Below are 26,563 nucleotides of genomic sequence, written 5' to 3'. Positions count from 1 at the left end.
CGCGCCGCCGGACCGCCATCGCCACGACGGCGCGAGTGCAGGTCACAGCCTTGCCATGGCTCACTCGCGGAAGAGCCACTCCGACTTCAGCTCGGCGTAGCCGGGCTTGATCACCTCGTTGATCATCGCGAGACGTTCATCGAAAGGAATGAACGACGACTTCATCGCATTGACCGTGAACCACTGCATGTCGTCGAGCGTGTAGTGGAACGTCCTCACCAGGTGCTCGAACTCCTGACTCATGCTCGTGCCGCTCATGAGCCTGTTGTCCGTGTTGACCGTGGCGCGGAAGTGCAGCCGCCGCAGCAGCCCGATGGGGTGCTCCTCGTACGAAGGTGCCGCCCCCGTCTGGAGGTTGGAGGTGGGGCAGAGCTCGAGCGGGATGCGCTTGTCCCGTACATACGAGGCGAGACGGCCCAGCTTCACCGAACCGCCGTCGTCCTCCTGGATGTCGTCGATGATGCGCACACCGTGCCCCAGCCGGTCAGCGCCGCACCACTGCAGCGCCTGCCAGATGGAGGGCAGCCCGAACGCCTCGCCGGCGTGGATCGTGAAGTGGTTGTTCTCGCGCTTCAGGTACTCGAAGGCGTCCAGGTGCCGCGTGGGCGGGTGGCCCGCCTCGGCACCGGCGATGTCGAAGCCGACGACACCCAACTCGCGGTAGCGGTTGGCGAGTTCGGCGATCTCCAGGGCGCGCGCCGCGTGCCGCATCGCGGTGAGCAGAGCGCCGACCCGGATGCGGTTGCCGTCGGCCCGCGCCCGCTGCTCGCCCTCGCGGAAGCCCTCGTTGACGGCCTCCACGACCTGTTCGAGCGTGAGGCCCTTCTCCAGGTGCTGCTCCGGCGCGAAGCGGATCTCCGCGTAGACCACGCCGTCGGCGGCGAGATCCTCCGCACACTCCGCGGCGACCCGGGTCAGCGCCTCCCGGGTCTGCATGACGCCCACGGTGTGGGAGAACGTCTCCAGGTAGCGCTCAAGGGAACCGGAGTCGGCGGACGCGCGGAACCAGCTCTCCAGCCGGTCGGCATCGGTCTCGGGGAGCGCGTCGTACCCCGACTCGGAGGCCAGCTCGACGATGGTCGCGGGCCGCAGGCCACCGTCGAGGTGGTCGTGCAGCAGCGCCTTCGGAGCACGGCGGATCTGCTGGAGGTTGGGAATGGTGTTGAGGGTCTGGCTCGTCATCCATGTACTCTAGCTCCTACGCGCGTAGATGGCATCTGCACCACAACTCCCCTTTCGCCACCGGTCGTTGGACGGAGCCGCCCGCTTCGATACGCAATGGTGATCCCGCGACACCCGACGTGCACTCCCGCTTCTGCCATCGTCTTCCTCATGGCTCAGCAAGCTTTGCCCGAGCGGGAGGCCCGACTGGGGCGGGCGATGGGCGCGGACGCGTCCGGGGCAGCACCGCACGCGGTGGTCCTGCTGCTGCCGGGCGGGGGCATGGACCACAGTGCGCGGCGGCGCTCGGCCGTCGCGGCGGCAGCGGTACGGCCGCTCGCGCGGCGGCTGGTGCGCGGGGCGCAGCACGGCGAGCCTGAGACGTCGCTGGTGGCTCACGTCGTCCACTACCGGTACCGCGGCTGGAACGGCGAGGAGGCACACCCCGCCGGCGACGCGGAGTGGGCGGTTGCCGAGGTGGTCAGGCGGTACGGCGATGTGCCGGTGTGCCTGGTCGGCATCGATGTCGGCGCACGCGCGGCACTGCGCGCGGCAGGGCATCCCATGGTCACGTCGGTACTGGCGCTCTCGACATGGCTCCCGGAACCCTCGGCCGGCGGCGCGGGAGCTCCGGAGCCGCAGGAGCCTGTGAGGCAACTCATCGGACGCCAGGTGCTGTTCGTGCACGGCACCGACGACGAGCACACCGACCCGGAACTCTCCTACCGACTGGCGGAGCGCGCGAAGAAGGCGAACGCCGAGGTGTGCAGGTTCGAGGTCCACACGGACGGGCACCGCCTCCACCAGCACAACGCGGAGGTCGTCGCGCTGGCGGAGAACTTCGTACTCGGCACGGTGTGCGGCCGGGACTTCGCGCGTCCCGTCGTCGACGCCATGGCTGCTCCGCCGCCGCTGGGCCTGCGAATGCCGCTGGCGACGGGTTTCGGGCAGAGCCTGCGCCGCTAGGGTCGCCCCTTCGCGGGCCGGGTGCCCGGACGGTCTCCCCTCGGCCTGCCACCGAGTGCTCCTCCGCATGCGGGCCGTCGTGTCGCGCATCCCCCATCACGACCACCCCTTCGGGCCGCGACCCCCGCGTTCAGGCGGCGGGCGCCCCGAACCACCTCGGCAGCGTTCCGAGCAGGTCTGCCTGGTCCTCACCGGCCCAGGCCACATGGCCGTCCGGCCGCAACAGGACGGCGGGCACGTCCAGTTCCTCGCTGCCGTCGACCACGTGATCGATCCGGGCGTCCCACCCGGCGACCGAAAGGGCACCGGTCCGGTCGAGCAGCAGTCCGCGGCCACCGTGCATCAACTCGTAGAGGCGGCCCCCCTTCAGCTGCACGTCTCGCATCCGGCTGCCGAGCAGTTCGTGCCCCTCGCCGAAGTCGTAGCGGACCCCGATCGCGGTGATCTTCTCGATCAGATACCGGTTCACCTCGTCGAAGTCCATCAGCTCCGACACCAGCTTGCGCACGGCCCAGGGGCCCGGCTCGGGGGTCATCAGCACGGTCTGTGCGCGGGTGTTGTCCAGCACATCGGCGGCCACAGGGTGCCGTTCGGCGTGGTAGCTGTCCAGCAGTCCCTCCGGTGCCCAGCCGCGCACCTCGGCAGCCAGCTTCCATCCGAGGTTGAACGCGTCCTGGATGCCGAGGTTGAGGCCCTGCCCGCCGACCGGCGGGTGGACGTGCGCCGCGTCCCCGGCCAGCAGGACCCGGTCGACGCGGTAGCGCTCCGCGAGCCGGGTGGCGTCGCCGAACCGGGACAGCCAGCGCGGAGAGTGCACGCCGAAGTCGGTACCGGCGACCACCCGCAGCTGCTTCTTGAACTCCTCGAGGGCCACTGGGGGCACCCTCGCCAATGAGGGCGTAGCCGGCGGGGGAGGCACCGAGCGGTCCTCGGCGATCCCCTCGGCGGGCACGACGACGCGGTACGTCCCCTCGTTTCCGGAAGGCCCGACACCGAACCGCAACTGGGTCTTGCGGATCTCGGTCACCACGGCGGCCACCCGCTCCGCCTCTTCGGCGACCTCCATCTCGCCCAGCAGCGTCTCGGTCTTGCTGGGCTCACCGGGGAAGCCGACTCCGAGCAGCTTGCGCACCGTGCTGCGGCCGCCGTCGCAGCCGACGAGGTACCGGCAGCGCAGCCGCGTGGCTGCCCCGCCGTCGGCGGCCGGGCCCCCGGTGCCGGGGGACGCCAGCTCCGCGGTCACCCCGTCCTCGTCCTGGCTCAGCCCGGTCACTTCGCAGCCGCGCCGGATCTCCGCGCCGAGCTCCACGGCCCGCTCGGTCAGGAGGCGTTCGGTGACGGGCTGCGGGACGCCGAGGACATACCCGTGCGCGGTGTCCAGCCCTCCGGGTGACGGCTTGCTGATGGCGGCGAAGAAGCCGCCGACCGGATGCTTCCTGCCCTCGGCGAGGAACCGCTCCAGCAGACCGCGCTGGTCCATCACCTCGATGCTGCGCACGTGGAGGCCGAGCGAGCGGACGTACTTGACCGGCTCGGCCTCCTTCTCCAGCACGAGCACCCCCAGGCCGTGCAGCCGCAACTCACCGGCCATCATCAGGCCGGTGGGTCCGCCGCCGACCACGATCACGTCGATCATCGATCCCCCATTCAACGAGCTCGAAGCCGGGCCGGCCGCCCCGTCGACAAAACCTCATGTACTTCGCGAATCTCTGATTTCCACAGGTTCCGGCCTCGGCCGAGACATTCTGCGGCACGACCCCGGCCTTGCGGCAAGGCCCCCCACGCGCTATACGTTGAGAGAGGCAGGGAGAGGCGCTCTCCTTGCCTTTCGTTCGTCGCCGGGCGGACGCCCGTTGCTCCCGCCGAAGCCCCAGCTGGGCCTGTGGACTGTGAAGTCGAGACCCCCGACGGGGTCCCGTCCCGGCCGCCGGAGCAACGGCCTCAGCGGCGCCCCGCGTGGACCGTGGTGGCCGTCAGATAGAAGGCGTCCGAGCGGTGGAGGATGCCGGTGGGCGCCTCGTCGTCGAGGAGTGCGTCCAGGACGCTTGTGTCGTCGGGAGTGAGCCACTCCCCCAGCGTGTCGCGGGAGCGCCGCAGCCTGTCGTACAGGTGGACGCGGGCCCCGGCCTCCAGTGGTGCGGGGAGGTCGGTGAGGAATGTGCGGGTGCCGGCGGGGACCAGGCCCGCGCGGGCCAGCATCGCGGGCCAGTCCTCGACGCAGGGGGTATGGCCCGGCAGGGCCTCGCGCATGGCGGTGTAGCGCTCCTCGTTCGCCGCCTCCAGTCGGGCCAGAAGGCCGGGCCGGCCCATGCCGATGTCGCGCGGCAGGAAACGGGGCGAGAGGCCGCGTTCGACCACGACGAGCAGACCGCCGGGCCGCACCGATCCGGCGAGCGCGTCCAGCGCTGCCTGCTGGTCGCCCATGTGGTGGATGACGTTGCTCGTCCAGATGAGGTCCGCGTCGCCCAGCGTCCCGAATTCGTCGGGGAGTTGGGCATCCTGCGTGGTCACGTTCCCGGCGACGTCCTCGCGTGCCGCGCGGTCACGGGCACGCTCCAGGAGGCTCGGTTCGCCGTCGACCGCGACGACTTCGGCCTGCGGGAACGTCCTTGCCAGCAGCGCCGTGAAGACCCCGGGGCCGCTGCCGACGTCCAGCAGCCGGTCGGCCGTGTCGGGCCCGCAGCCGCCCTCGAGGAGCAGGCCGCGCAGCCACGCGAGAGCCTCCTCGACGAAAGGGATGCGCAGTTCGGCTTCTCTCTCGAGCTGGTCGGCCATGGCGTCCCAGTCGATGTCGTCGTGCTCGTGACCGGCATGTGTGTGCACGTGGTCCTCCTCGTCCGTACGGGAATCCTCACCCCGCGAGCAGCCTGTCGCGTCGGCTGAGCAGAAAGCTCTTGAACGCGGCGACGGGCGGCGTGTCGGGCCGGCCCGCGAGCCAGGCGACGCCGATCTCGCGCACCGCGCGCGGCGCGGTGACGGCGAGCTCGCGCACGCCGGGGCGCGGCACGGGCGGCGGGGGCAGCAGGGCGACGCCGAGTCCGGCCGCGACGAGCCCGCGGATCGTCTCCGGCTCCTCGCCCTCGAACGCGATCCGCGGCGTGAACCCGGCCTCCGCGCAGAGGGATTCGAGGATGCGGCGCATCCCGTAGCCGCGCTCCAGCGTCACGAAGGGCTCGTCGGACGCCTCGGCGAGACGGACGCGGCGACGGGAGGCGAGCCGGTGGTCATCGGGTACGACGAGCCGCAGCCGCTGTTCGGCGAGGCGACGCGCGACGAGGTCGGGGGCGTCGGGCACGGGAGAGGTGAGGCACAGGTCGAGATCCCCGGCCCGCAGCCGCTCCAGCATGGCCTCGCCGTAGTTCTGCACGAGGGCGAAGCGGACGCGTGGATGGTCGGCGCGGAAGGCACGGATCAGGACCGGGACGGTCTCCCAGCCCAGCGTGTGCAGGAATCCGAAGGCGACCTTGCCTTTCCCGGGGTCGGCGTCCGCGCGTACGGACTCGGCGGCCTGCTCGACGGCGGCGAGGGCCCGCTCGGCGGAGGCGAGAAAGGTGCGGCCGGCGGGCGTGAGGGAGACGGTGCGGCCGCGCCGGGCGAAGAGGGCCACGCCGAGATCGTCCTCGAGGCGGGTGATGGCACGGCTCAGCGTGGACTGGGGAACGCCGAGTTCATTCGCGGCGCGCGTCACGTGCTCGTGGCGGGCCACAGCCGCGAACTGCGCGAGGCGCGGGGTGAGCGACGCACCCCAGTCAGATGTGACAGGGATGTCTTTCTCGTTGCGTGCCGGTGACATACCTTCCTCAGCTGTACTGATGCATGAGAGGAACAGTTACGAGAGTTCTGTGCATTGGACGCATCAATGGGTGAATCGTAGCGTCGAAGCATGCCCTCCGCCGATACCGAGGCGCCCGCCACCGCGGGCGCCACCGATGCCAGTCCTCCCGACTCCACCACCCCCGTGTCCCGTCACGACGACGACGCCACCAAGCTGAGCCCCGGCGACCCGGGCCACGGAAGGATGCGCCTCGCGCTGTTCGCCGCAGGGCTCGCGACGTTCGCGCTGCTGTACTCCACGCAGGCGCTGCTCCCGGAGATGTCCCGCGACCTCGACGCCGACCCCGGCTCGGCGAGCTGGACGGTCTCGGGCGCGACGATCGGCCTGGCGCTGGCGGTGCTGCCGCTGGCGGCGCTCTCGGAACGCTTCGGGCGGCGCCGCATGCTGACCGTGTCGATGTCGGTGGCCGTCGCGCTGGCTCTCGCGGTGCCGCTCGCACCCGATCTGGGGACGCTGATCGCACTGCGCACCCTTCAGGGCGTGGCGATCGCGGGCGTGCCGGCCTCGGCGATGGCCTATCTCGCCGACGAGGTGCGCGGCAAGTATCTGGTCGGCGCGACGGGGCTGTTCGTCGCCGGGAACAGCGTCGGCGGCATGAGCGGCCGCATCCTCAGCGGATGGGTCACCGAGGCATGGGGGTGGCGCATCGGGCTGGCGTCGGTGGCCGTCGCCTCGCTCCTGTGCGTGGTGGCCTTCCGGCTGCTGGCGCCGCGCGCCCGTCACTTCCGCCCGAGTCCGCTGAACGCGCGGGCCCTGACCCGTACCGTCTCGGCGCACCTGCGTAATCCGCTGCTGGTGAGGCTGTACGCGATCGGCCTGCTGTTCATGGTCGTCTTCGGCGGTGTCTACACGGTGATCGGCTACCGGCTGGTCGCCGAGCCCTTCGGGCTCTCGCAGGGGCTCGTGGGTTCCGTCTTCGCCATCTACCTCGTGGGTACGGCGACTTCCGCCACGGCCGGCAAGCTCAACGCCCGGCTGGGGCGGCGCGGAATGATCTACGCGGGCATCGTCACGGCGTCGTCCGGGCTGCTGCTGAGCCTCCTGGACAACCTCGTCGCGCTCACCGCCGGGCTGGTCCTGATTACGGCGGGCTTCTTCGCCGGCCACGCGGTCGCCTCCGGCTCCGTCAGCCACACCGCGACGGAGGGGCGCGCGCAGGCCTCCGCGCTCTACCAGATGGCCTACTACACGGGCAGCTCGCTCGGCGGCGCGCTCGGTGCCGCGGCGTTCGCCGGGGGCGGCTGGGGTGCGACGGTCGCGCTCACGCTCGGCGCCATGGCCCTCGCGGGAGGCGTCACGTACTACGGCACGCGCAGCGCCGCCGCCGTCCACCGCCGCCGCCTCCTCGAAGCGCGGTCCTGACGCGCGGAGCTCGGAGTCAGTCGAGGGGGAAGTCCACTGTGTCCAGGGTCAGTTCGAAGGGTGCGGGCAGGTGGATGTCCTCCCGGCCTCCGGCCGGACCGTGGCTGACAGCGCGTGCACTCATGGCGGCTCCCCTCTCTGCGCGCCCCGACTCCAGCACGCCGGCACGCACCGGCGCGGGCGCTGCTGATCGCCATCACCCGAATGGGGACGTCACAGGACGGCGGCGGCCGGCCGAGGCACGGCGCTCCGCGCCGGAGTCACCCGCCCACGCGCTCCAGCACGATCGGCGTGACCGCGAACTCGGTGCCCTCCGGGGCGATGTCGTACGAACCCGCCAGTGCCTCCAGGGCGTACTGGAACTTCTCCGGGGTGTCCGAGTGCATGGTCATCAGCGGGCGGCCGGCCGTGACGGGGTCGCCCGGCTTCGCGTGGAGCTCGATGCCCGCACCCGCCTGCACGGGGTCCTCCTTGCGGGCGCGGCCCGCACCCAGACGCCATGCGGCGAGGCCCACGGCGTAGGCGTCGAGCCGGGTGAGGATCCCGGACGACGGCACCATGACGGGCTGCTTCTCGCGTGCCGAGGGGAGGGTCGCGTCCGGGTCGCCTCCCTGCGCGGAGATCATGCGGCGCCAGTGGTCCATGGCGCTGCCGTCGGCGAGCGCCTTGGCCGGGTCGGCGTCGGGCAGTCCGGCGGCCGCGAGCATCTCGCGGGCCAGAGCGAGGGTGAGTTCGACGACGTCGGCGGGGCCGCCGCCCGCCAGCACCTCCACGGATTCGCGCACTTCGAGGGCGTTGCCGACGGTGGCGCCCAGCGGGGTGTCCATGTCGGTGATCAGCGCCCGGGTCCGCAGGCCGTGGTCGTTGCCCAACTCGACCATGGTGGAGGCCAGTTCACGCGCATCGTCCAGCGTCTTCATGAAGGCGCCGGAGCCGGTCTTCACATCGAGCACCAGCGAACCGGTGCCCTCGGCGATCTTCTTGCTCATGATGGAGCTGGCGATCAGCGGGATCGACTCCACGGTCCCGGTGACGTCGCGCAGCGAGTACAGCTTCCTGTCCGCGGGGGCCAGGCCCGCGCCGGCCGCGCAGACGACCGCGCCGGCCTCCTCCAGGACGCTGAGCATCTGCTCGTTGCTCAGCGACGCACGCCAGCCGGGGATCGACTCCAGCTTGTCGAGGGTGCCGCCGGAGTGGCCCAGTCCGCGGCCCGACAGCTGCGGCACCGCCGCGCCACAGGCCGCGACCAGGGGGGCCAGCGGCAGCGTGATCTTGTCGCCGACGCCGCCCGTGGAGTGCTTGTCGGCGGTGGGCCGCCGCAGACCGGAGAAGTCCATCCGCTCGCCGGACTCGATCATCGCTCCGGTCCAGCGCGCGATCTCGGGCCGCGACATGCCGTTGAGCAGGATCGCCATCGCCAGGGCCGCCATCTGCTCGTCGGCGACCTCGCCGCGCGTGTAGGCGTCGATCACCCAGTCGATCTGCTCGGGGGTGAGCGTGCCCCGGTCGCGCTTCTTACGGATGACGGAGATGACGTCCATGGACATTGAGCGGAAGTCTCCTTCACACAAAGGGACCGGACAGAGAGGAATCAGAGAGGAAAAGGCGCGGAGCGGGCGCGCGGCCCGCCCGGTCAGCGTTTCAGGTCGGCCGGACCGAACGCATCCGGCAGCAGGTCGGCCAGTGTGCGGACGCCGCCCGCGGTCTCCATCAGCAGCTCCGGGCCCCCGTGTTCCCACAGCAGCTGACGGCAGCGTCCGCACGGCATCAACAGATCACCGTGCTTGTCGACGCAGGTGAACGCGGTCAGCCGGCCGCCGCCCGAGGCGATCAGCGAGGAGACCAGGCCGCACTCGGCGCACAGCGCCATGCCGAAGGCGGCGTTCTCCACGTTGCAGCCGGACACGGTGCGGCCATCGTCGGCGAGAGCCGCCGCGCCGACCGGGAACCCCGAATAGGGGGCGTAGGCCCGGGTCATCGCCTCCCGGGCCGTTTCCCGCAGCGCCGCCCAGTCGACATCCGCGGAGCCGACCGGGGCGGTCGTCATGTGCCTTGCCCCCGGCGGTAGGACTTGCCGATGGCCTTGGGTGGACGCAGTCGCTGGGCGGCCAGCGAGAGCACCAGAAGAGTGGTGATGTACGGGCTCATCTCGACGAACTCCAGGGGGACGGTGTCCGTCATCAGATACCACACCAGCAGGCCCACAGCGGTCACGCCACTGATCGCGGCCTGCACCATGCCGCCCTTGCGCAGCTTCCACAGCGCGAGCGCCGCGAGCATCACGGCGACGAGAAGCAGCAGCGCGTGAACCGTCGGGCCGCCGGCGCGCAGCTGGAGCGCGTCCATGAAGCCGAAGAGGCCGGCGCCCATGGCGACGCCGCCCGGACGCCAGTTGCCGAAGATCATGGTGGCGAGGCCGATGTAGCCGCGGCCGCCGGTCTGCTGGTCCTGGTAGATGTGCACGCCGATCGCGAGGAACGCACCGCCGAGCCCGGCGAGCCCGCCGGAGACGGTGACCGCCGCGTACTTGTACCTCAGGACGTTGACGCCGAGGGTCTCCGCGGCGACGGGGCTCTCACCGCACGAGCGCAACCGCAGCCCGAACGGGGAGCGCCACAGCGCGAAGAAGCTTCCCGCGAAGAGCGCGACGGCGAGGACCGTCAGCCAGGAGACGTTGCTGACGAACGAGCCGAGGATGCCCGCGAGGTCTGAGACGAGGAACCAGTGGTGCTTCTCGACGGCCTGCAAGCCGTCGGCGAGGCCCGGCACCGTGAACGTCGGCATGTCCTCCATCGGCGGTGACTGCTTGTCGTTGCCGCCCGCGTCGGCGGCGGCGCTGCCCTCCGCGCCGAACCACAGCTTGGCGAGGAACTGCACGACGCCGAGCGCCAGGATGTTCACGGCGACACCGGAGACGATGTGGTCGACGCCGAAGGTGACGGTGGCGATCGCGTGGATCAGGCCGCCGAGCGCGCCGCCCGCGATCCCCGCCAGTGCCGCCATCCAGGGCCCGTGCTGCCAGCCGATCCAGCCGGCGGCGAAGGTCCCGAGCATCATCATGCCTTCGAGGCCGATGTTGATGACGCCCGCACGCTCCGACCACAGGCCGCCCAGCCCCGCGAGGCCGATGGGGACGGCCGCGGCGAGCGCACTGGAGTACTGGCCGCTGGAGGTGACCTGGTCCGAGCCGGTGATCATGCGCAGCAGCGAGAGGGCGACGATCCCCCCAGCGATGATCAGCAGGACGACGGGATACGAGAGCTTGCGGCGTGCGCCGTCCGGCCTGCGGGCGGCGGAGGTGCCGTTCCCGCCGCCGGGCTTCTTCCCGTTGCCGTTGCCCTTGCCGTTCGCGCCGCTCTCACCGTGAGTTCCGGTGCCGTTCCCGCCGGTCTTGGCAGTGATGTTCGTGCTCACGCGGACACCTCCGCCTTCTTCTTCTCGCTCTTACGGGCCTGAGCGGCCAGCTGCTCGCCGACCTGACGTTGCTGCCTGCTGAGCCCGTAGCGGCGTACGACCTCGTAGGCGATGACGACGCACAGGACGATGACGCCCTGCATCACGCCGACGATCTCCTGGGCGTACTCCTCGAACTCGAGCTGCGTGCCCGTCCGTTCGAGGAAGCCCCACAGCAGCGCGCCGAGCGCCATGCCCATCGGGTGATTGCGGCCGAGCAGGGCGATGGCGATGCCGGTGAACCCGATGCCCGCGGGGAAGTCGGTGCCGTAGTTGTACGAGGCGTTGAGCAGCGTCGGCATACCGACCAGGCCCGCGACGATGCCGGAGAGCACCATCGAGGTGACCACCATCCGCTTGACGCTCACGCCGCTCGCCGAGGCCGCCGATTCGGAACGGCCCACCGCGCGCAGGTCGAAGCCGAACCGCGTGCGGCCGAGCACGAACCAGTAGGCGGCGCCGACGAGTACGGCGATGATGACCGTGCCGTAGATCGGATCCGGGTCGGTCGGGATGGTGAAGAACTGGCTGGAGGCCGGGATGTCCGGGGTGTGGAAGAGGTTCCCGTCCTTCACCGCGAGCCGGCCGTCCTGGAGGAAGAAGCCGATGGTGGAGGCGGCGATGAAGTTCAGCATGATCGTCGTGACGACCTCGTGGATCCCCCGCGTGATCTTCAACAGCCCCGCGATGCTGGACCAGATACCGCCGACCACCATCGCGACGATGATGACGATCGGAATCTGGATGATTCCGGGAAGCGTCAGCGCACCGCCGACGACCGCGGCGAAGAACGCCGCGATGCGGTACTGGCCGTCGACGCCGATGTTGAAGAGGTTCATCCGGAAGCCGATCGCGACGGCCACGGCTGAAAGGTAGTACGGGATGGCCTTGTTGATGATCCAGACCTGGCTGTCGCTCTTCGAGCCGAAGTCGATCATCACGTAGAACGCGTGGAACGGGTCCTTGCCGGTCGTCAGGATGACGCCGGAAGTGATCACGAGCGCCGCGACGATCGCGAGCAGCGGGGCGGCGAGCGCCAGGAGCAGCCGCTCCTTGTCGAGCTTCTTCACCGCTCAGCACCCCCGTCCCGCTGTCCCGGAACGGCGTCCTGCACCGAGTCCTGAACGTCCCCGTCGTCGGTGCCTTCGAGGTGGCCGCTGGCGGCGCCGGTCATGGCGGAGCCCAACTCCTCCGGGGTGATGGTGGCGGGGTCGGCGTCCGCGACGAGGCGGCCGCGGTACATCACCCGCAACGTGTCGGAGAGCCCGATCAACTCGTCCAGGTCGGCGGAGATCAGCAGCACGGCCAGGCCCTCGCGTCGTGCCTCACGTATCTGGTCCCAGATCTGCGCCTGGGCGCCGACGTCGACGCCCCGTGTGGGGTGTGCGGCGATGAGCAGCCTGGGATGGTGGCTCATCTCCCGTCCGACGATCAGCTTCTGCTGGTTGCCGCCGGAGAGCGAGGCCGCGGTGACCTCGATGCCCGGCGTGCGGACGTCGTAGTCGGCGACGATGCGGGCGGTGTCCGTCCTCGCGCCCGCGATGTCGAGCAACTGGCCCTTGCTGTTGGGCGGTTCGGTGACGTGCCCGAGCATGCGGTTCTCCCAGAGGGTGCCTTCCAGGAGCAGTCCGTGCCGGTGCCGGTCCTCGGGGATGTAGCCGATGCCGCCCTCGCGCCGCTCACGCGTGGAGCGCGCGGTGACGTCCTTGCCGTCGAGGGTGACGGTGCCGGCGTCGAGCGCGCGCATCCCCATGACGGCTTCGACGAGTTCGGCCTGACCGTTGCCCTCCACGCCCGCGACGCCCAGGACTTCGCCCTTGTGGATGGTGAACGTGATGTCGTCCAGCACCTCACGCACCGGGCCGTCGGCGTCGTTCGCGCACAGCCGCAGCCCGTCGACCGTCAGCATCGGCGTGGTCGTCACCGTCGACTCGCGGGTCTCGGGCGAGGGCAGTTCGCTGCCCACCATCAGCTCGGCGAGCTGCTTCGGCGTGGTCTCCCGCGGCTTCACGGAGGCGACGGTCGTTCCGCGCCTGACGACGGTGATGTCGTCGGCGACGGAGAGCACCTCCCCCAGCTTGTGCGAGATGAACAGCACCGTGAGGCCCTCGGCCTTCAGCTCCCGCAGGTTCTCGAAGAGAGCGTCGACCTCCTGCGGGACGAGCACCGCCGTGGGCTCGTCGAGGATCAGCGTCCGCGCGCCGCGGTAGAGGACCTTGAGGATCTCCACGCGCTGCCGGTCGGCGACGCCCAGGTCCTCGACGAGCACGTCGGGGCGGATGCCCAGCCGGTACGCGTCCGACAGCTCCTTGATCTTCTGACGGGCGCGGGCGCCGATCCCGTGCAGGCCCTCGGCGCCCAGCACGGTGTTCTCGAGCACCGTGAGGTTGTCGGCCAGCATGAAGTGCTGGTGCACCATGCCGATTCCCCGCTCGATGGCGTCGCCGGGGGTGGCGAACGAGACCTGTTCGCCGTCGACGGCGATGGTGCCCTCGTCCGGCTTCTGCATGCCGTAGAGGATCTTCATCAGGGTCGACTTGCCCGCGCCGTTCTCACCGACGAGGGCGTGCACTGTGCCACGGCGGACGGTGAAGTCGATGTCGTGATTGGCCACGACGCCCGGGAACCGCTTGGTGATGCCGCGCAGTTCGACGGCAGGCCGGGAGGCCGGGCCGTTCTCTGTGCCCGCCGCGTCTGCGGCCGCCGGGGGGCTGCTGCTGGACGTTGAGATGACGCACTCTCCTGAAACGCTGCAGTTCAGTGGAGGGTTCGAGCCCGTACCGGCAGGGGCGGGACGGTCACGGGCGCATCCACAGGCATCCGCTGCCTGTGGATACGCCCGATCCCGGAATCCGTACCGCCTCCCGTTCCGTGCACGGGAGTTGCTGCCGGCCGCCGTTACTCACGGCGGACCGGCAGCAGGGTCACGGGGTGTCCTTGACCTTGATCTTGCCGTCGATGATTTCCTTCTTGGCCTTGTCGATGTCGCTCTGGATGTCATCGATGAAGCCGCCGGAGGTGGCCAGCGAGACGCCGTCCTCCTTCAGGTCGAAGGCGGTGGTGCCCTTCATCGGCTGCTTGTCCTCGACGCTCTTGACCAGGTCGTAGACGGCGACGTCCACGTTCTTGACGGCGGAGGTGAGGATCGCGTCCTTGTACTTCGACAGACCGGGCTGGGTGTACTGGTCGGAGTCCACTCCGATCGCCCAGGCACCCTTCTGCTTGCTGATCTCCTCGATCGAGCCGACACCGGACTGGCCCGCGGCGGAGTAGATCACGTCGTTTCCGGACTCGAGCATGCCCTTGGCCTTGTCCTTGGCGGCCGCCGGGTCGTTGAAGCCCTTGGTGTTCGTCGGGTACAGGTACTGCGAAGTGACCTTGACCTTCGGGTCGGTCTCCTTCACACCCTGCTCGAAGCCCGCCTGGAACTTCTGGATCAGCGCGTTGTTGACGCCGCCGATGAAGCCGACCTCCTTGGTCTTGGTCTTCTTCGCCGCGGCGACACCCGCGAGGTAGGACGCCTCGTGCTCGGCGAAGACCAGACCGGCGACGTTCTTCCCCTCGGAGGGGGAGTCGACGACACCGAAGGTGGTCTTCGGGAACTTCTTGGCGACCTTGTTGATCGACTTGCCGTAGTCGAAGCCGACGCCGATGACCGGGTTGAATCCGGCCTCCGCGAGCGAGGTTATGCGCTGCTCACGGTCCGCCTCGGTCTCGTCGTTGCTGGCTGTCATCTCCTTGAACTTGACGCCCAAGTCCTTCTTGGCCTTGTCGACGCCACGCGCCGCCGCCTGGTTGAAGGAGTGGTCGTCACGCCCGCCGACGTCGAAGGCCAGGCCGACTCCCTTGTCCTTCTTGCCGGCGGAATCTGTAGAACTCTCACCGCACGCGGTGGCGGTCAGGGCGAGGGCCGCGGTAGCGGTGACCGCGGCTGCAAGCTTGGTTACCCGACGCAAGAGGACGTCCCCTTCGGCTCTTGGAAGCGCCTCTTCCGGCGCTGGCTTCCGGCACAGATTAACGCGCGTAGATTTCACGTAAAGACTTGCCGGAATGCTGTTATCGGATCGGTGCCAAGGGGGCTGCGCCCCCGGTCACGACGGTGCGACGCTGGGGTTGGCCGGGGGCGCGGTCGGTGCGTGGGTGGTGGCGGGGACGTGCCGCGGCGCTGAGGTTGGCCGGGGGCGCCATCGGTGCGTCTTGGGTGGCGGGGGCGGGCCGTTCCGGAGCCGCCCCCGGAACGGCCCGCACCCGGCACCCACCACGAACCGACAGCGCACACCCGCACCCCCATGGGAATCACCCCCGGCCCCGCGAGGGACCGGAGGCGAACCAGGTGGCGGCTGCGCCAGGTGGGAGCCGCTTAGGCGGGGGGTGGGGTGTCCAGGAGGGCCGCCGCCGTGAAGAGTTCGACGCCGACCGTGATCGCCGCCTCGTCCACGTCGAAGTCGCCCTGGTGGAGGTCCCGCGGGTGCCGGTCTCCCGGCGGGCGGACGCCGAGGCGGGCCATCGCACCGGGAACATGCTCCAGGTACCAGGAGAAGTCCTCGCCGCCCAGGCTCTGTTCGGTGTCCTCCACCGTGGGCGAGCCGCGCCGCGCCGTCATCGCCGTACGCAACAGCTCAGTCGTGCCTGTCTCGTTGACGACCGGCGGCACACCCCGCACGTACGTGATCTCCGACTTGGCGCGGTGCAGCGTGGCCGTCTCGTCGATGGCGGCGTGCACCAGGTCGGGCGCGTCCCGCCAGGCCGCGAGGTCCAGGCAGCGCAGGGTGCCGGAGAGCTCCGCCCGCTGCGGCACGACGTTGCAGGCGTGGCCGGATTCGATCCGTCCCCATGTGAGGGCCATGCCGGCGCGGGCGTCGACGCGGCGGGCGAGCAGCGCGGGCACCTCGGTGACGAGTTTCGCGGCGGCCGTGACCAGGTCGGTGGTCAGATGCGGCCGCGCGGTGTGACCGCCCGGGCCGCTGAGGCTCACCTCGACGCGGTCGCACGCGGAGGTGATCGGGCCGGGGCGCAGCCCGATACGGCCGGCGTCGACGCGCGGGTCGCAGTGGACGGCGATGATCCGGCCGACGCCGTCGAGCGCGCCGCCGTCGATCGCGTCGGTGGCCCCGCCCGGCAGGACTTCCTCGGCGGGCTGGAACAGGAGCCGTACGGAACGCGTGAGGTGGCCCGCGCGGGCCAGTTCCGCGAGGACGAACCCGGCTCCGAGCACGACCGTGGTGTGCACGTCGTGGCCGCAGGCGTGTGCGCGGTCGGGGACGGTCGACCGGTACGGGACGGCCTTGGTGTCCGGGATCGGGAGCGCGTCGATGTCCGCGCGCAGCGCCAGCATCGGGCGGACGCCGTCCCAGCGCTCGGCGAGGCCGGGGTGGATGTCGCAGATGAGGCCGGTGCCCATGGGCAGGGTCCGGGGCCGCAGCCCGACCTGCTCCAGGCGGGCCTTGATCGCGGCGGTCGTGCGGAACTCCTGGTTGCCGAGTTCCGGGTGCATGTGCAGGTCGCGCCGGAACGCGACGAGTTCCTCGCGAAGCTCGTCGGAAAGTCTGCCGGGCAGCTCGGGCACCACGCCCAGCAGGGCTGCTTCGACTGCTGCTTCGCCGGTCGGGTCCACCTCCGGCTCGGGGGACAGGACTCTGTTCATATCCGCAGGGTAGGCGTTTTCAGGCCACCGCATGCAGCCGATGTCGGAAAGTTCAGCCCCTCAGGGGACAAAAATTTTTGAGGATGGCGATTATGTCCTGATGGAGGTGGGTATACCTGTGCCCTTTTACGCGCTCGCCTGGCCCGCCTCCCTGGACATCGACGTGCGTGGCGGCTGCTGCGGCGGGGTTGCGCTCTCCGCAGGCCCCGTACGGGCGGCTGCGGGTCCGACCACTGTACGGCCCGCTCCCTGGACCTCCGGACCGCCGAGCTTGCGCACCCGGCGTGCACTGTCCGTGACGCCCGAGAGGAAGCCCTCGGCACGGGGTGAGGCGCCCGGCGTGAACCACGTACGGTCCACCTCGCAGACCGCCACCGAGACGGGCGTACCGGCCAGGGCCAGCGGCAGGGTGTGCACGACCGTGGAGGGGAAACTCACAACCGTCCGGCCGATGGGACCGCGTCGGGCGACGAGCTCCAGCGGCAGGTCGGGCCGGACGATCTCGAGTCCCGTCGCCGACTGCACCCGCTGGAGCTTCTCGTTGCTCTCGCGGCGGTGGGCGAAGTAGCGGGTGGCACCGTGCGTACGTGCCAGGTCCGCCACCCCTTCGAGATACCGCTCCAGATCCACGACCCCGGTTTCCACCAGTGAGGTGCCGACGAGGTCCGTGCCCCGGGTCAGCCGTGGCGGACCGAAGCGTGAGCGCGTCCAGGCGAAGTCGTTGGCGGCAACGGTGACGCCGAGCTCCCGCAGCCGCCCGTCGGAGGCGTCCACGGGCATCGAGCTGAAGATCTCCACCCTGCGGACGCGCTCGCTGTCACGGCGGTCCGGCGCTTCCCCTGCCTCCGGCGCCGAGACCCGTGGTGCCTGCGGCGGCGGGCCCCCCGGGGTGAGCCGGGAGCGCGCCCGCCGTGCGAAGGGCGCGAAGAGAACGGCCTGCGCGGCCGCCTGCGGCCCGGCCGGTGCCGAGCCCTTGCGGTGCCATCGCACCAGGCGTTCCCCGCCCGCGAGTTGGGAGACGAACTCCATCGTCGCGGTGCCGTCGTCGACCACGACGACGCTGCGCGCGGAGGTCAGCGTGAGCAGCAGCTGCACGTAGCGCGAGAAGGGGTCGCCGATGACGACCCGGCGCGCACGCCGCAGTTCACGGACGAGCGAACCGATCGTCTTGATCGGCGCGGTGGGACCGCCACGCGCCTCCTCCCAGCGCACCGTCACGCCCTCGTCCCGCGCCAGCTCGGCGACACGGCGCAACTGGCCGCGCGTCATGGGGTCGTGGGGGGAGAGGACGACCACCGTGAGGCCGGGCACCTCCGCGGCGGCTCCCGCCGGGCCGGCTTCCACGGAGCCGGGCGCAGCGGAGATCACCGCCGCGGAGTGCGCCCACTCCAGGACGTTGAGGAGCTGTACGGGGCTCTCGACGAAAGCGAGCGTGCCGCCCGGCCTGCGTCCCCGGGCGCGGGCCCCGTCCCGTGCGCTTCGGCTCACTGCGCGGCTCCGTCGGCCCGTCAGACTGCTGCCGGCTCGCGGTCGGCCCCGTCAGCTCCGGCCTCTTCGGCCTCGGCGACGACGCCCTTGACTCGGCGCAGCTTCTCCATCGGCTTCAGCTCGCTCTCGTAGACCTTCTTCACGCCGTCACCCAGCGAGTCCTCAATGGTGCGGATGTCGCGCACGAGCCGCTGGAGGCCGCCCGGCTCGACGGACGCGGCCTGGTCCGAGCCCCACATGGCGCGGTCGAGGGTGATGTGCCGCTCCACGAAGGAGGCGCCGAGGGCCACCGCGGCGAGGGTGGTCTGCAGACCGGTCTCGTGGCCGCTGTAGCCGATGGGCACGTTCGGGAACTCGCGCTCCAGGGTGTGGATCATCCGCAGGTTCAGCTCGCCCGCCTGCGCGGGGTACGTCGAAGTGGCGTGGCAGAGCACGATGTTGGCGCTGCCGAGCACCTCCACCGCGTGCCGGATCTGCTTCGGCGTGGACATCCCCGTGGAGAGGATCACGGTGCGGCCCGTGGCGCGCATCGCGCGCAGCAGCTCGTCGTCGGTGAGCGACGCGGAGGCCACCTTGTAGCAGGGCACGCCGAACTTCTCGAGGAAGGCGACGGACTCCACGTCCCAGGGGGAGGCGAACCAGTCGATGCCGCGCTTCTTGCAGTGTTCGTCGATGGCGCGGTAGCCGTCCTCGTCGAACTCGACGCGGTGCCGGTAGTCGATGTAGGTCATGCGGCCCCAGGGGGTGTCGCGTTCGACGTCCCACTGGTCGCGCGGGGTGCACACCTCGGGGGTGCGCTTCTGGAACTTGACGGCGTCGCAGCCGGCCTCGGCGGCGGCGTCGATGAGCGCGAATGCGTTCTCGAGCTCGCCGTTGTGGTTGATGCCGATCTCGCCGGTGACGTACACGGGGTGTCCGGGGCCGACGGACTTCTCACCGAGGCTGCGCAGACGGTTGGTGCTCATGAGGACGGTTCTCCTCCATCTCACTTGTTGCTGAGGTCAGTTACAGGGACGGCCCGAGGAGCCATGAGGCGATCTCGCGGATCGCGCCCTCACCCCCCGGCGTCGAGGTGATCGCGCGTGCCGCCTCGCGTACGACCTCGTGCGCGCCCGCGACTGCCACGGGCCAGCCCACGAGGTTGAAGCAGGGCAGGTCGTTGACGTCGTTGCCGACGTAGAGCACGCGCTCGGGGCCGATGCCCTTCTCCTCGCACCACTGCTTGAGTGCGAGGTCCTTGCGGTCGATGCCGTGCAGTACGGGGATCCGCAGCTTGCGGGCCCGTGCGGCCACGACCGGGTTCTCCTCCGTGGACAGGATCAGCAGCTCCAGACCGTCGCGGCGGAGCGCGGCGATACCGAGGCCGTCGCCGCGGTGCACGGCGACCAGTTCCCGTCCCTCGGAGTCGATCAGCACCCTGTCGTCGGTCTGGGTGCCGTCGAAGTCGAGCACGACCGCGTCCACGTCCTCGCGGGCCGGCAGCACGCGGGGGCGCGCCGCGTCGAGCAGCGGCGCGAGCGCGCGGGCGCGGGCGAGGTCGTGCGGGTCGTCGATCTCAAGGACGCGGGCCGGGTCCGTACGGACCGGCTCGGTGCGTCCGAAGAAGCGGTGTCCGGCCTTGCGGAAGCCGGCGGCGTCCATGGCGTACGCGGCGCCGGTCTCCAGCAGGTCCTGCGGGCGGTCCTGGCGGCGCGGCCGGAACGCCTTGTCGTGGTTGACGCCGAAGCCGCCGGTGGCCTCGCCCGAGCTGCCGCCGGAAGCCGTGTCCTCGGCGTCCGCGGCGTCCGGGCCGTCGCGCCAGATGAAGCCGTGGAAGGGGGCGACGGTCAGGGCACTGTCCGCGCCGCCCTCGACGACCGCTCCGGCGACCGCGTCGATGTCGTCGCGGGTGATGAACGGGCTCGTGCACTGCACGAGCAGCACCGCGTCGACGGGGACTCCCGATCGTGACTCGCAGATGTCGACGGCGTGCAGGACCGCGGCCTCGCTGGTCGCGGTGTCTCCCGCGATCTCACCGGGCCGCTCCACGACCTGGGCGCCGGCCGAGCGTGCGGCGTCGGCGATCTCCGAGTCGTCCGTGGACACGGCCACGTCCGTCACCAGGTCCGCGGCGAGGCACGCCCGTACGGCCCTGGCCACCAGGGGTTCGCCGCCCACGGTGGCGAGGTTCTTCGCGGGCACGCCCTTCGACCCGCCGCGGGCGGGGATCACTGCGAGGACGCGGCGGGCGCGAGCCGTGGCGGCGTTCGTCCCCGGTCCTGCGGTGGACAGCTCGGTCATGTCAACACTCCTCGGCGGTCGATGGGGGGTGAGGCGCGGGCGGGCGCGGCGCGGACAGGCGCGCGGCGCCACGGCCCGTCACAGCTCCCCCATGCGGCGGATCACGGGCGCCACGCGCTGCACGCCGTGCCGGTACGCCCCGCGTGCCGCGTCCCGCACGGCACCCCGCACGACGGCCCGCACCCCGGAGGAGGCACCGGCGGCAGCGGCCTTCGCGGCACCGGGCAGCACCGACCCGTCGGCGCCGAAGCCGTAGCGGGCAAGGACGCCCGGCAGATATCCGGGTGCGGTCACGGGCGTGTAGTACGGGGCGATCGCAGGCAGCCGGTCGCGGTCCGCGAGCCGCGCCACCCGCTCGCGCGCACGGTCGAAGGCGCGCTCATACGTGCCGCCGGCCAGCACGCCCTGCTGTGCCGTCCATTCGGCGTCGGCGGACGGCAGGTGCCCGGTGTCGAGTTCGTCCCACGAGGCGAGGCAGCCGGAGCCCAGGAAGTGGTGGTTGCCGAGCGCTTCCCGCACGCCGAGATCGGTGAGGACGGCGGTGGGGATACCCCGGTGCAGCGACTCCAGCGCGGCGGTGGAGCTGACGGTCACGAGGAGGTCGGTGCGGTCCAGAACCTCGCTCATGTGCCCATAGACGAGGCGGCAGTTGGGCGGCAGGCCGCCGCTCAGCCGTTCCGAGAGCCGCTGGTAGGGCTGCTCCTCGATGTGCGTGGTGTGCTCGCCCGGGCGGCTGCGGAGCTTGATGAGCACCTCGCGCCCGGGGTGGCTGCGGGCGTGCTCCGCGGCGCGGCGCAGCAGGTAGGCACGGTCGTCGCGGCCGGCGGGCACGGACGGCTGCGCGGCGAAGACGACGGTGAACGGACGCTGTGCGCCCGGGCCTTCGTAGGGTGCGCCGCCGAGGAACGGGAGTGCGCCCTCGGTGACGGACGAGGCGTCGGCGCCGGCGCCCTCGTAGACCTCGCGGAAACGCTCGGCGTCGTAGCGGGAGTTGGCGAGGACGACGTCGGCGCCGTGGCGCAGCAGCAGCCCGTCGGCGAGCTTCTCGTAGACGACCCCGACGTATCCGGTGACGGTCACCGGACGCCGCACCTCCTGGTGTGCCTCACCGCTGACGGCTCCGGCATCGGGACCGGCTCCGCCGTGCTCCGCGGACGCGGTCAGCGACGCGTGCGCCATTCCGTGCAGCATCGCCTGCACCGCCCCGCCGACACAGGCGAGGACGACGACGTCGTACCTGCTCCGGTCCGCGGTCTCCCCCACGAAGGCCGCGCCGGTCGTCTCCCGCAGCGAGTCCACGTCGACGCCGACCTCGGCGAGCTGCCGGGGCGTCGGTGTGGCACGCCCGCGCAGCAGCAGCCCGTCGACGCGGGCGCCGGGGGCGATGCGGCGGGCGGTGAGTGCTCCCCATTTCCAGCGGGTGTCGGAATCCGCGAGCACCGCAGTACGGAGCGGGGAGGCGGAATCCGCGGAATGGTCGGCGGCCGCGGGAGGAATGTTTGCTGGCACGTCCTCGACGCTAGAAAGCATTTCCGGAGCCCGGCCCAACGGAAATACAACAGCTGGTTAACAGCGCACCGCCGACTGGCCAACTAGCCCACGGGTGAACGGATTCACCGTCCCGCCATGCGCCGTTCACCGGCGCTTGCGGAGCACGCCACAAACAGTGCCGCCGACGGCTCTATGGTCGGCCGGGTGGTCAATCTCTCCGTCATCGTGCCGTTCTACAACGTGCAGTCCTACGCCCCGGAAGCAATCAGAAGCCTACGCGCGAATGCGCGCGAGGACATCGAATTCATTCTCGTCGACGACTGTTCGACGGATGACACCCCGGAGATTCTCGCGGAAGCCGAGCGGGAACTGAACGGGGCCGTCCTCGTGCGGCACGAACGCAACGGCGGTCTCGCGACCGCGCGCAACACGGGCCTCGACGCTTCCCGCGGCAGATATCTCGCCTTCCTCGACGGCGACGACTGGCTCGCACCGGGCTACTACCCCCGGCTGCTCGCTGCCATCGAGGACCTGGGCTGCGACTTCGTACGTACCGACCACGTCAGCTGCACAGCGCGTGCCCGTACGATCGCCCGCGTCCCGCACGGCCGCCGCGGCGTGGTCATGGACCCGCGGGAGGCGATCCTGCCAGCCGACCGAACCACGTCCGTCGACTACGCCTACGCCTGGGCCGGCATCTACCACCGCCGGCTGCTGGACGACGGGCTGCTGCACTTCACGCACGGGCTGCGCACCGCCGAGGACCGCCCGTGGATCTGGCGGCTGCACCGCGAGGCGAAGTCGTTCGCGACGATCGGAATGATGGGCGTCTACTACAGGCGCGGCGTCGCCTCGTCCCTCACGCAGATCGGCGACGTGCGCCAGCTGGACTTCATCCGCGCCTTCGACCAGGTCATCGATGAGACGGCGCGCGACCCCGACGCGGAGCAGCTGCTGCCGAAGGCCGTGCGCACGTACTGCGCGATCATCTCCCACCATCTGACCAGCGGGCGGTTCCAGCCCCGCGTGGAGCGCGAGCTGCGCGCCCGCAGCGCCGCCGCGCTCCGGCGGCTTCCCGCTCGTCTGCTCTCCGAAGCGCTGGACTCCATGGACGTCGAGCGCGCCTCCCGGCTGCGCAGGCTGCGCCGCCGTCCCGCCCTCTTCCGCCACGCGCCGGGAGAGGCGGCGTGAGCGACACAGACCTCTCAGGACGGACCCCCCGCATGCGTACGCAGATCTTCTTCGCCTCGACCCTCTACGGCGCCGCGACGCTGGCCGCCGCCATCGACGCCGGGAAGTTCACCTCCGGCCTGCCGGACGGGGCACGTCGAAGCGACCGCCGGCTGCTGCTGGTCAGCAACAACGCCGCGAACCCGGAGACGACTCCCGCGCTGGACACCATGCCGGGATTCGAGCGGCTGCGGGGCCGCTTCGACCGTGTGCTGTCGTGGAACGAGGCCATCGACCCGTTCCATCCCGGGGGTTGGTCGCCGCGCGCGGACGACGTGCCCATGCTGGAGCGCTATCTGCGGCTGCTGTGGGGGCTCGGCGACGACGACGTGGAGCTCGTCGTGGAGTCCATCCAGGTCGAACCGGCCCTGGCCGTCGCCCGGTTGTTCCCCGACGCGCCCCTCGAGGTCTACGCGGACGGCCTGATGAGCTACGGCCCCACCCGCAACAAGCTCGACCCGCTGGTCGGCTCCCGCGTGCGGCGGCTGCTCCACCTCGACCTGCTGCCGGGCCTGGAGCCCCTGCTGCTCACGGAGTTCGGCGTGCGGAGCGAGGTCGTGCCCACCGACGCCTTCACCTCCGTGCTGGCGCAGCTGGCGCAGGACGTGCCGCCGAGCGTGACGTCCGTGCCGCGGGGCGGCGCCCTGCTGCTGGGGCAGTACATGTCGGCGCTGGAGATCCTCACCCCCGCGGAGGAGGAGCAGCTTCATGTGCGGATGCTGCGCGGCGCCGCCGAACTCGGCCACAGCAGCGTGGTGTTCAAACCGCACCCCGTCGCCCCGGCGCGCTTCTCACGCGCACTGGAGAAGGAGGCGGGCGAACTCGGCGTCGAACTGCGGGTGCTGAACACTCCGGTGCTGGCCGAGGTGCTCTACGAGCAGATGCGGCCCGACCTCGTCGTCGGCTGCTTCTCGACCGCTCTGCTGACGGCCGCCTCCTTCTACGGGCTGCCCGTTGCCCGTACCGGCACGGGTCTGCTGCTGGAGCGCCTGACGCCGTACCAGAACAGCAACCGGGTGCCGGTCACCCTCGTCGACGCGCTGCTCCCGGACGTCGCCGAGGAGAGGAGCGCCGGGGAGGGGCCGGAGACCGGTCCTGGTTCGTGGCGCATCCCGGAGGCTGCGGAGATCAGCCGTCAACTGACGGGCCTGCTGCGGACGGTGGGCTTCTGCATGCAGCCCGAGATCCTGCCCGGGCTGCGCGACGAGGCCGAGCAGTACCTCTCCGCGAATCTCAACTCCCGTACGCTGCGCTACTTCAAGCGGCGCCGCCTCACGGCGCTCGTTCTTCCGGGCGGCTGGTCACGGCAGTTCGCGTTCCTGCGGCGCAGGCCCACGGTGCGCAGGGCGGCCCGGCGCGTACGGGCGCTCAAGCGCGCGGCTCTCGGCTGACGGCGGAGGGCCGGTGGTTCCGCGCATTCGACGCGGACCCACCGGCCCTTGCTGCCTGACGCGGGACGCTAGACCACGAGCCACAGAAGCAGCAGGAAGATCAGTGCGACGACGGAGATCAGCGTCTCCATCACCGACCACGTCTTGATCGTCTGGCCGACGCTCATGCCGAAGTACTCCTTCACCATCCAGAAGCCGGCGTCGTTGACGTGGCTGAAGAACAGGGAGCCGGCGCCGACGGCCAGTACGAGCAGCGCCGACTGCGCGGTGCTCATGTCGGCGGCGAGAGGGGCGACGAGTCCGGCTGCCGAGATGGTCGCCACCGTCGCCGAGCCGGTCGCCAGCCGGATGCAGACGGCGATCAGCCAGCCCAGCAGCAGCGCGGGCACGGACCAGCTCTTCGAGAAGTCCATGATCATCTCGCCGATGCCGACGTCGACCAGCGTCTGCTTGAAACCGCCGCCCGCGGCGACGATCAGCAGGATCCCGGCGATGGGCAGCAGGGACGACTCGACGGTCGAGGTGATCCGTCCCTTGGTGAAGCCCGCGGCCCTGCCCAGCGTGAACATCGCGACGATCACCGCCGCGAGCAGTGCGATCAGCGGCGAGCCGGCCACGTCCATGACCCGCTGCACCGTGTTCTCCGGGTCGCCGATGACGATGTCCGTCAGCGCCTTCGCGAGCATCAGCACGACGGGCAGCAGCACCGTGCCGACGGTGACGGCGAACTTCGGGCGCCGCTCCAGGTCCTCCGACGGACGCTGCGGCACGATCCCCTCGGGCGGCTGCACGTCGACCCACTTCGCCGCGAAGCGCGCGAAGAGGGGACCGGAGACGACCAGGGTCGGGATGCCCACGAGCACGCCGAAGGCGAGGGTCACACCGAGGTCCGCGTGCACCGAGTCGATGGCGGCGAGCGGCCCGGGGTGCGGAGGCACCAGGCCGTGCATCACCGACAGCCCGGCCAGCGCCGGGATTCCGATCCGGATGAGGGAGTAGTTGCCGCGCCGTGCGACGAGCAGCAGCACGGGGATCATCAGCACGAGGCCGACCTCGAAGAAGAGCGGAAGCCCGATGATGCCCGCGATCAGGGCCATCGCCCACGGCATCGAGCGTTCGCCCGTCCTGGCGAGGATCGTGTCGACGATCTCGTCGGCGCCGCCGGAGTCCGCCAGCAGCTTGCCGAGCATGGCGCCCAGCGCGATGAGGACGCCGACCCCGGAGACCGTGTCGCCAAGTCCCGTGGAGAAGCTCTCGATGGTCTTGTCCAGCGGGGCGGCCGCCACGGCACCGAGAGCGAGGGTGCCGAGGGTGAGCGCCAGGAACGCGTGGACCTTGAAGCGGGTGATGAGCAGAACGATGACGGCGATGCCTGCCAGGGCTGCGAGCCCCAGCTGAAGGTTGCCGGCGGAGCTGATCGGATCTATCGGCTCCGGTCCGGCCGCAAGTATCTCGGCACTGAGATGGCGCACGGCTCTTCCTTGTCAACGCGTGAACGGGGTTACGGGGACGGGGGTCGGTTCATGTGACTGCCGGGACCGCACGAGCGGGCGGGCGCGGCAGTGAGGCGACGTCCGGGCCGAAGGGCGACCCGGACGACGTGGGGACGACGCCTACGGGCGGACCGCCGGCGGCCCCTCCGGAACGGCGGACCACTCGCGCACGGCCGCCAGGGCCCGCCGGGTCACGGTGCCGGGATCGGCGCACACGGGGACGGCGGTCCCGGCTTCGTCCCGCTGCAGCGGCTGGAGCGTCGCGAACTGCGAATCCAGCAGCGTGAGGGGCATGAAGTGGTCGCGGCGCTGCTCCATGCGCCGGGCGATGAGCGCGCGGTCGCCGGTGAGGTGGACGAAGAAGACCCCGGGGGCGGCGGCGCGCAGCCGGTCACGGTAGGCGCGCTTGAGCGCCGAGCAGCTGACGACCCCTCCGGATTCCCGACGCTCGCCGGCCCATCGGCCGATGGCGTCGAGCCAGGGCTGCCGGTCGGTGTCGTCCAGGGGTTCGCCGGCGGTCATCTTGGCGACGTTCTCCGGCGGATGGAAGGAATCGGCCTCGGCGTAGGGCACCGCCAGCGCCTCGGCGAGCAGCGCCCCCACGGTGGTCTTGCCGGTGCCGGCAACCCCCATGACGATCACGACGCCGCCCGCGGGGGGCAACGCGGCCGGGCGGGCGTGGTGGCCTTCGCGTCCCTGGTCACGGCCGCCGCCCGCCGGACGCGTCCCGCCCGGTCCCCGGCCTTCGGTGGGCAGACCCCGAGCCATC

General features: G+C 71.0%; 21 protein-coding genes. 4 read left to right on the top strand and 17 right to left on the bottom strand.

The features are described from left to right. Nucleotides 1-60: 60 nt before the first annotated feature. Nucleotides 61-1,182 carry an adenosine deaminase gene (locus I004_RS0101130; protein WP_028433992.1) on the bottom strand — a complete coding sequence of 374 codons (1,122 nt, stop codon included), beginning with the start codon at nucleotides 1,180-1,182 and terminating at the stop codon, nucleotides 61-63. Between the two features lie 150 nt (nucleotides 1,183-1,332). On the opposite strand from I004_RS0101130, the gene I004_RS0101125 reads away from it, so the two are divergent. Then, a complete protein-coding gene (locus tag I004_RS0101125; RefSeq protein ID WP_028433991.1) occupies nucleotides 1,333-2,127 on the top strand; it encodes a hypothetical protein in 795 nt (264 codons plus the stop codon). 130 nt (nucleotides 2,128-2,257) lie between these two features. On the opposite strand, the gene rox is transcribed toward I004_RS0101125, so the two are convergent. From rox to I004_RS0101110, 3 genes are all read right to left on the bottom strand, one after another. Further along, complete coding sequence (gene rox / locus I004_RS0101120; protein WP_028433990.1) at nucleotides 2,258-3,763, bottom strand: rifampin monooxygenase; 1,506 nt, start codon at nucleotides 3,761-3,763, stop codon at nucleotides 2,258-2,260. A 305-nt stretch (nucleotides 3,764-4,068) separates the two neighbouring features. Next, nucleotides 4,069-4,950, bottom strand: coding sequence for a class I SAM-dependent methyltransferase (locus I004_RS31395; RefSeq protein ID WP_037974526.1), 882 nt, complete (start codon nucleotides 4,948-4,950; stop codon nucleotides 4,069-4,071). 28 nt (nucleotides 4,951-4,978) lie between these two features. Beyond that, on the bottom strand, nucleotides 4,979-5,920 hold the full coding sequence (locus I004_RS0101110) for a LysR family transcriptional regulator (protein ID WP_028433989.1): 942 nt from the start codon (nucleotides 5,918-5,920) through the stop codon (nucleotides 4,979-4,981). Between the two features lie 90 nt (nucleotides 5,921-6,010). Between I004_RS0101110 and I004_RS0101105 the strand changes: the two genes are divergently transcribed. Next, nucleotides 6,011-7,324 (top strand): MFS transporter, encoded by a 1,314-nt coding sequence (locus I004_RS0101105; RefSeq protein ID WP_028433988.1) that lies wholly within the window; start codon nucleotides 6,011-6,013, stop codon nucleotides 7,322-7,324. A gap of 260 nt (nucleotides 7,325-7,584) precedes the next feature. Here the strand turns inward: I004_RS0101105 and I004_RS0101095 are convergent, their stop codons facing one another. From I004_RS0101095 to I004_RS0101045, 11 genes are all read right to left on the bottom strand, one after another. Next, entirely contained in the window at nucleotides 7,585-8,865 is a 1,281-nt protein-coding gene (locus tag I004_RS0101095) for a thymidine phosphorylase (protein ID WP_028433987.1), read from the bottom strand. A gap of 92 nt (nucleotides 8,866-8,957) precedes the next feature. Continuing rightward, entirely contained in the window at nucleotides 8,958-9,371 is a 414-nt protein-coding gene (locus I004_RS0101090) for a cytidine deaminase (RefSeq protein WP_028433986.1), read from the bottom strand. Then, on the bottom strand, nucleotides 9,368-10,738 hold the full coding sequence (locus I004_RS31390; RefSeq protein ID WP_486579632.1) for an ABC transporter permease: 1,371 nt from the start codon (nucleotides 10,736-10,738) through the stop codon (nucleotides 9,368-9,370). The genes I004_RS0101090 and I004_RS31390 overlap by 4 nt, the downstream gene beginning before the upstream one ends. Next, a complete protein-coding gene (locus I004_RS0101080; protein ID WP_028433985.1) occupies nucleotides 10,735-11,847 on the bottom strand; it encodes an ABC transporter permease in 1,113 nt (370 codons plus the stop codon). The genes I004_RS31390 and I004_RS0101080 overlap by 4 nt, the downstream gene beginning before the upstream one ends. Continuing rightward, on the bottom strand, nucleotides 11,844-13,538 hold the full coding sequence (locus I004_RS0101075) for an ABC transporter ATP-binding protein (RefSeq protein ID WP_078510712.1): 1,695 nt from the start codon (nucleotides 13,536-13,538) through the stop codon (nucleotides 11,844-11,846). The genes I004_RS0101080 and I004_RS0101075 overlap by 4 nt, the downstream gene beginning before the upstream one ends. Before the next feature lie 163 nt (nucleotides 13,539-13,701). Next, the gene (locus I004_RS0101070; protein ID WP_028433983.1) at nucleotides 13,702-14,733 is read right to left on the bottom strand and encodes a BMP family ABC transporter substrate-binding protein; all 1,032 of its coding nucleotides are present in this window, start codon (nucleotides 14,731-14,733) and stop codon (nucleotides 13,702-13,704) included. A gap of 404 nt (nucleotides 14,734-15,137) precedes the next feature. Then, nucleotides 15,138-16,421 (bottom strand): amidohydrolase, encoded by a 1,284-nt coding sequence (locus I004_RS0101065; RefSeq protein ID WP_028433982.1) that lies wholly within the window; start codon nucleotides 16,419-16,421, stop codon nucleotides 15,138-15,140. Nucleotides 16,422-16,547: 126 nt separating this feature from the next. Beyond that, entirely contained in the window at nucleotides 16,548-17,909 is a 1,362-nt protein-coding gene (locus I004_RS31385; RefSeq protein WP_486579631.1) for a hypothetical protein, read from the bottom strand. Nucleotides 17,910-17,929: 20 nt separating this feature from the next. Then, nucleotides 17,930-18,874 (bottom strand): N-acetylneuraminate synthase family protein, encoded by a 945-nt coding sequence (locus I004_RS0101055; protein WP_028433981.1) that lies wholly within the window; start codon nucleotides 18,872-18,874, stop codon nucleotides 17,930-17,932. A gap of 40 nt (nucleotides 18,875-18,914) precedes the next feature. Further along, complete coding sequence (locus I004_RS0101050) at nucleotides 18,915-20,189, bottom strand: acylneuraminate cytidylyltransferase (protein WP_051344567.1); 1,275 nt, start codon at nucleotides 20,187-20,189, stop codon at nucleotides 18,915-18,917. Nucleotides 20,190-20,267: 78 nt separating this feature from the next. Continuing rightward, nucleotides 20,268-21,629 (bottom strand): DUF6716 putative glycosyltransferase, encoded by a 1,362-nt coding sequence (locus I004_RS0101045; RefSeq protein WP_028433979.1) that lies wholly within the window; start codon nucleotides 21,627-21,629, stop codon nucleotides 20,268-20,270. A 255-nt stretch (nucleotides 21,630-21,884) separates the two neighbouring features. On the opposite strand from I004_RS0101045, the gene I004_RS0101040 reads away from it, so the two are divergent. Continuing rightward, nucleotides 21,885-22,871 (top strand): glycosyltransferase family 2 protein, encoded by a 987-nt coding sequence (locus I004_RS0101040; protein ID WP_028433978.1) that lies wholly within the window; start codon nucleotides 21,885-21,887, stop codon nucleotides 22,869-22,871. 32 nt (nucleotides 22,872-22,903) lie between these two features. Continuing rightward, complete coding sequence (locus I004_RS0101035) at nucleotides 22,904-24,301, top strand: polysialyltransferase family glycosyltransferase (protein WP_028433977.1); 1,398 nt, start codon at nucleotides 22,904-22,906, stop codon at nucleotides 24,299-24,301. A 68-nt stretch (nucleotides 24,302-24,369) separates the two neighbouring features. Here I004_RS0101035 and I004_RS0101030 read toward each other — a convergent pair whose 3' ends face one another. Both I004_RS0101030 and I004_RS31380 read right to left on the bottom strand, forming a co-directional pair. Continuing rightward, nucleotides 24,370-25,773 carry a GntT/GntP/DsdX family permease gene (locus I004_RS0101030; protein ID WP_028433976.1) on the bottom strand — a complete coding sequence of 468 codons (1,404 nt, stop codon included), beginning with the start codon at nucleotides 25,771-25,773 and terminating at the stop codon, nucleotides 24,370-24,372. 141 nt (nucleotides 25,774-25,914) lie between these two features. Beyond that, entirely contained in the window at nucleotides 25,915-26,427 is a 513-nt protein-coding gene (locus tag I004_RS31380) for a gluconokinase (protein WP_051344662.1), read from the bottom strand. Between the last annotated feature and the right edge of the window lie 136 nt (nucleotides 26,428-26,563).

Source organism: Streptomyces sp. TAA486, assembly GCF_000426165.1.
This window is presented reverse-complemented; position numbering and strand designations above follow the sequence as displayed.

Excerpts from the sequence above, each read along its gene's own strand:
- I004_RS0101130 (WP_028433992.1), bottom strand. The coding sequence starts at position 1,182 with ATGACGAGCCAGACCCTCAACACCATTCCCAACCTCCAGCAGATCCGC.
- I004_RS0101125 (WP_028433991.1), top strand. The coding sequence starts at position 1,333 with ATGGCTCAGCAAGCTTTGCCCGAGCGGGAGGCCCGACTGGGGCGGGCG.
- rox (WP_028433990.1), bottom strand. The coding sequence starts at position 3,763 with ATGATCGACGTGATCGTGGTCGGCGGCGGACCCACCGGCCTGATGATG.
- I004_RS0101110 (WP_028433989.1), bottom strand. The coding sequence starts at position 5,920 with ATGTCACCGGCACGCAACGAGAAAGACATCCCTGTCACATCTGACTGG.
- I004_RS0101105 (WP_028433988.1), top strand. The coding sequence starts at position 6,011 with ATGCCCTCCGCCGATACCGAGGCGCCCGCCACCGCGGGCGCCACCGAT.
- I004_RS0101095 (WP_028433987.1), bottom strand. The coding sequence starts at position 8,865 with ATGGACGTCATCTCCGTCATCCGTAAGAAGCGCGACCGGGGCACGCTC.
- I004_RS0101090 (WP_028433986.1), bottom strand. The coding sequence starts at position 9,371 with ATGACGACCGCCCCGGTCGGCTCCGCGGATGTCGACTGGGCGGCGCTG.
- I004_RS0101065 (WP_028433982.1), bottom strand. The coding sequence starts at position 16,421 with ATGAACAGAGTCCTGTCCCCCGAGCCGGAGGTGGACCCGACCGGCGAA.
- I004_RS0101055 (WP_028433981.1), bottom strand. The coding sequence starts at position 18,874 with ATGAGCACCAACCGTCTGCGCAGCCTCGGTGAGAAGTCCGTCGGCCCC.
- I004_RS0101050 (WP_051344567.1), bottom strand. The coding sequence starts at position 20,189 with ATGACCGAGCTGTCCACCGCAGGACCGGGGACGAACGCCGCCACGGCT.
- I004_RS0101035 (WP_028433977.1), top strand. The coding sequence starts at position 22,904 with ATGCGTACGCAGATCTTCTTCGCCTCGACCCTCTACGGCGCCGCGACG.
- I004_RS31380 (WP_051344662.1), bottom strand. The coding sequence starts at position 26,427 with ATGGGGGTTGCCGGCACCGGCAAGACCACCGTGGGGGCGCTGCTCGCC.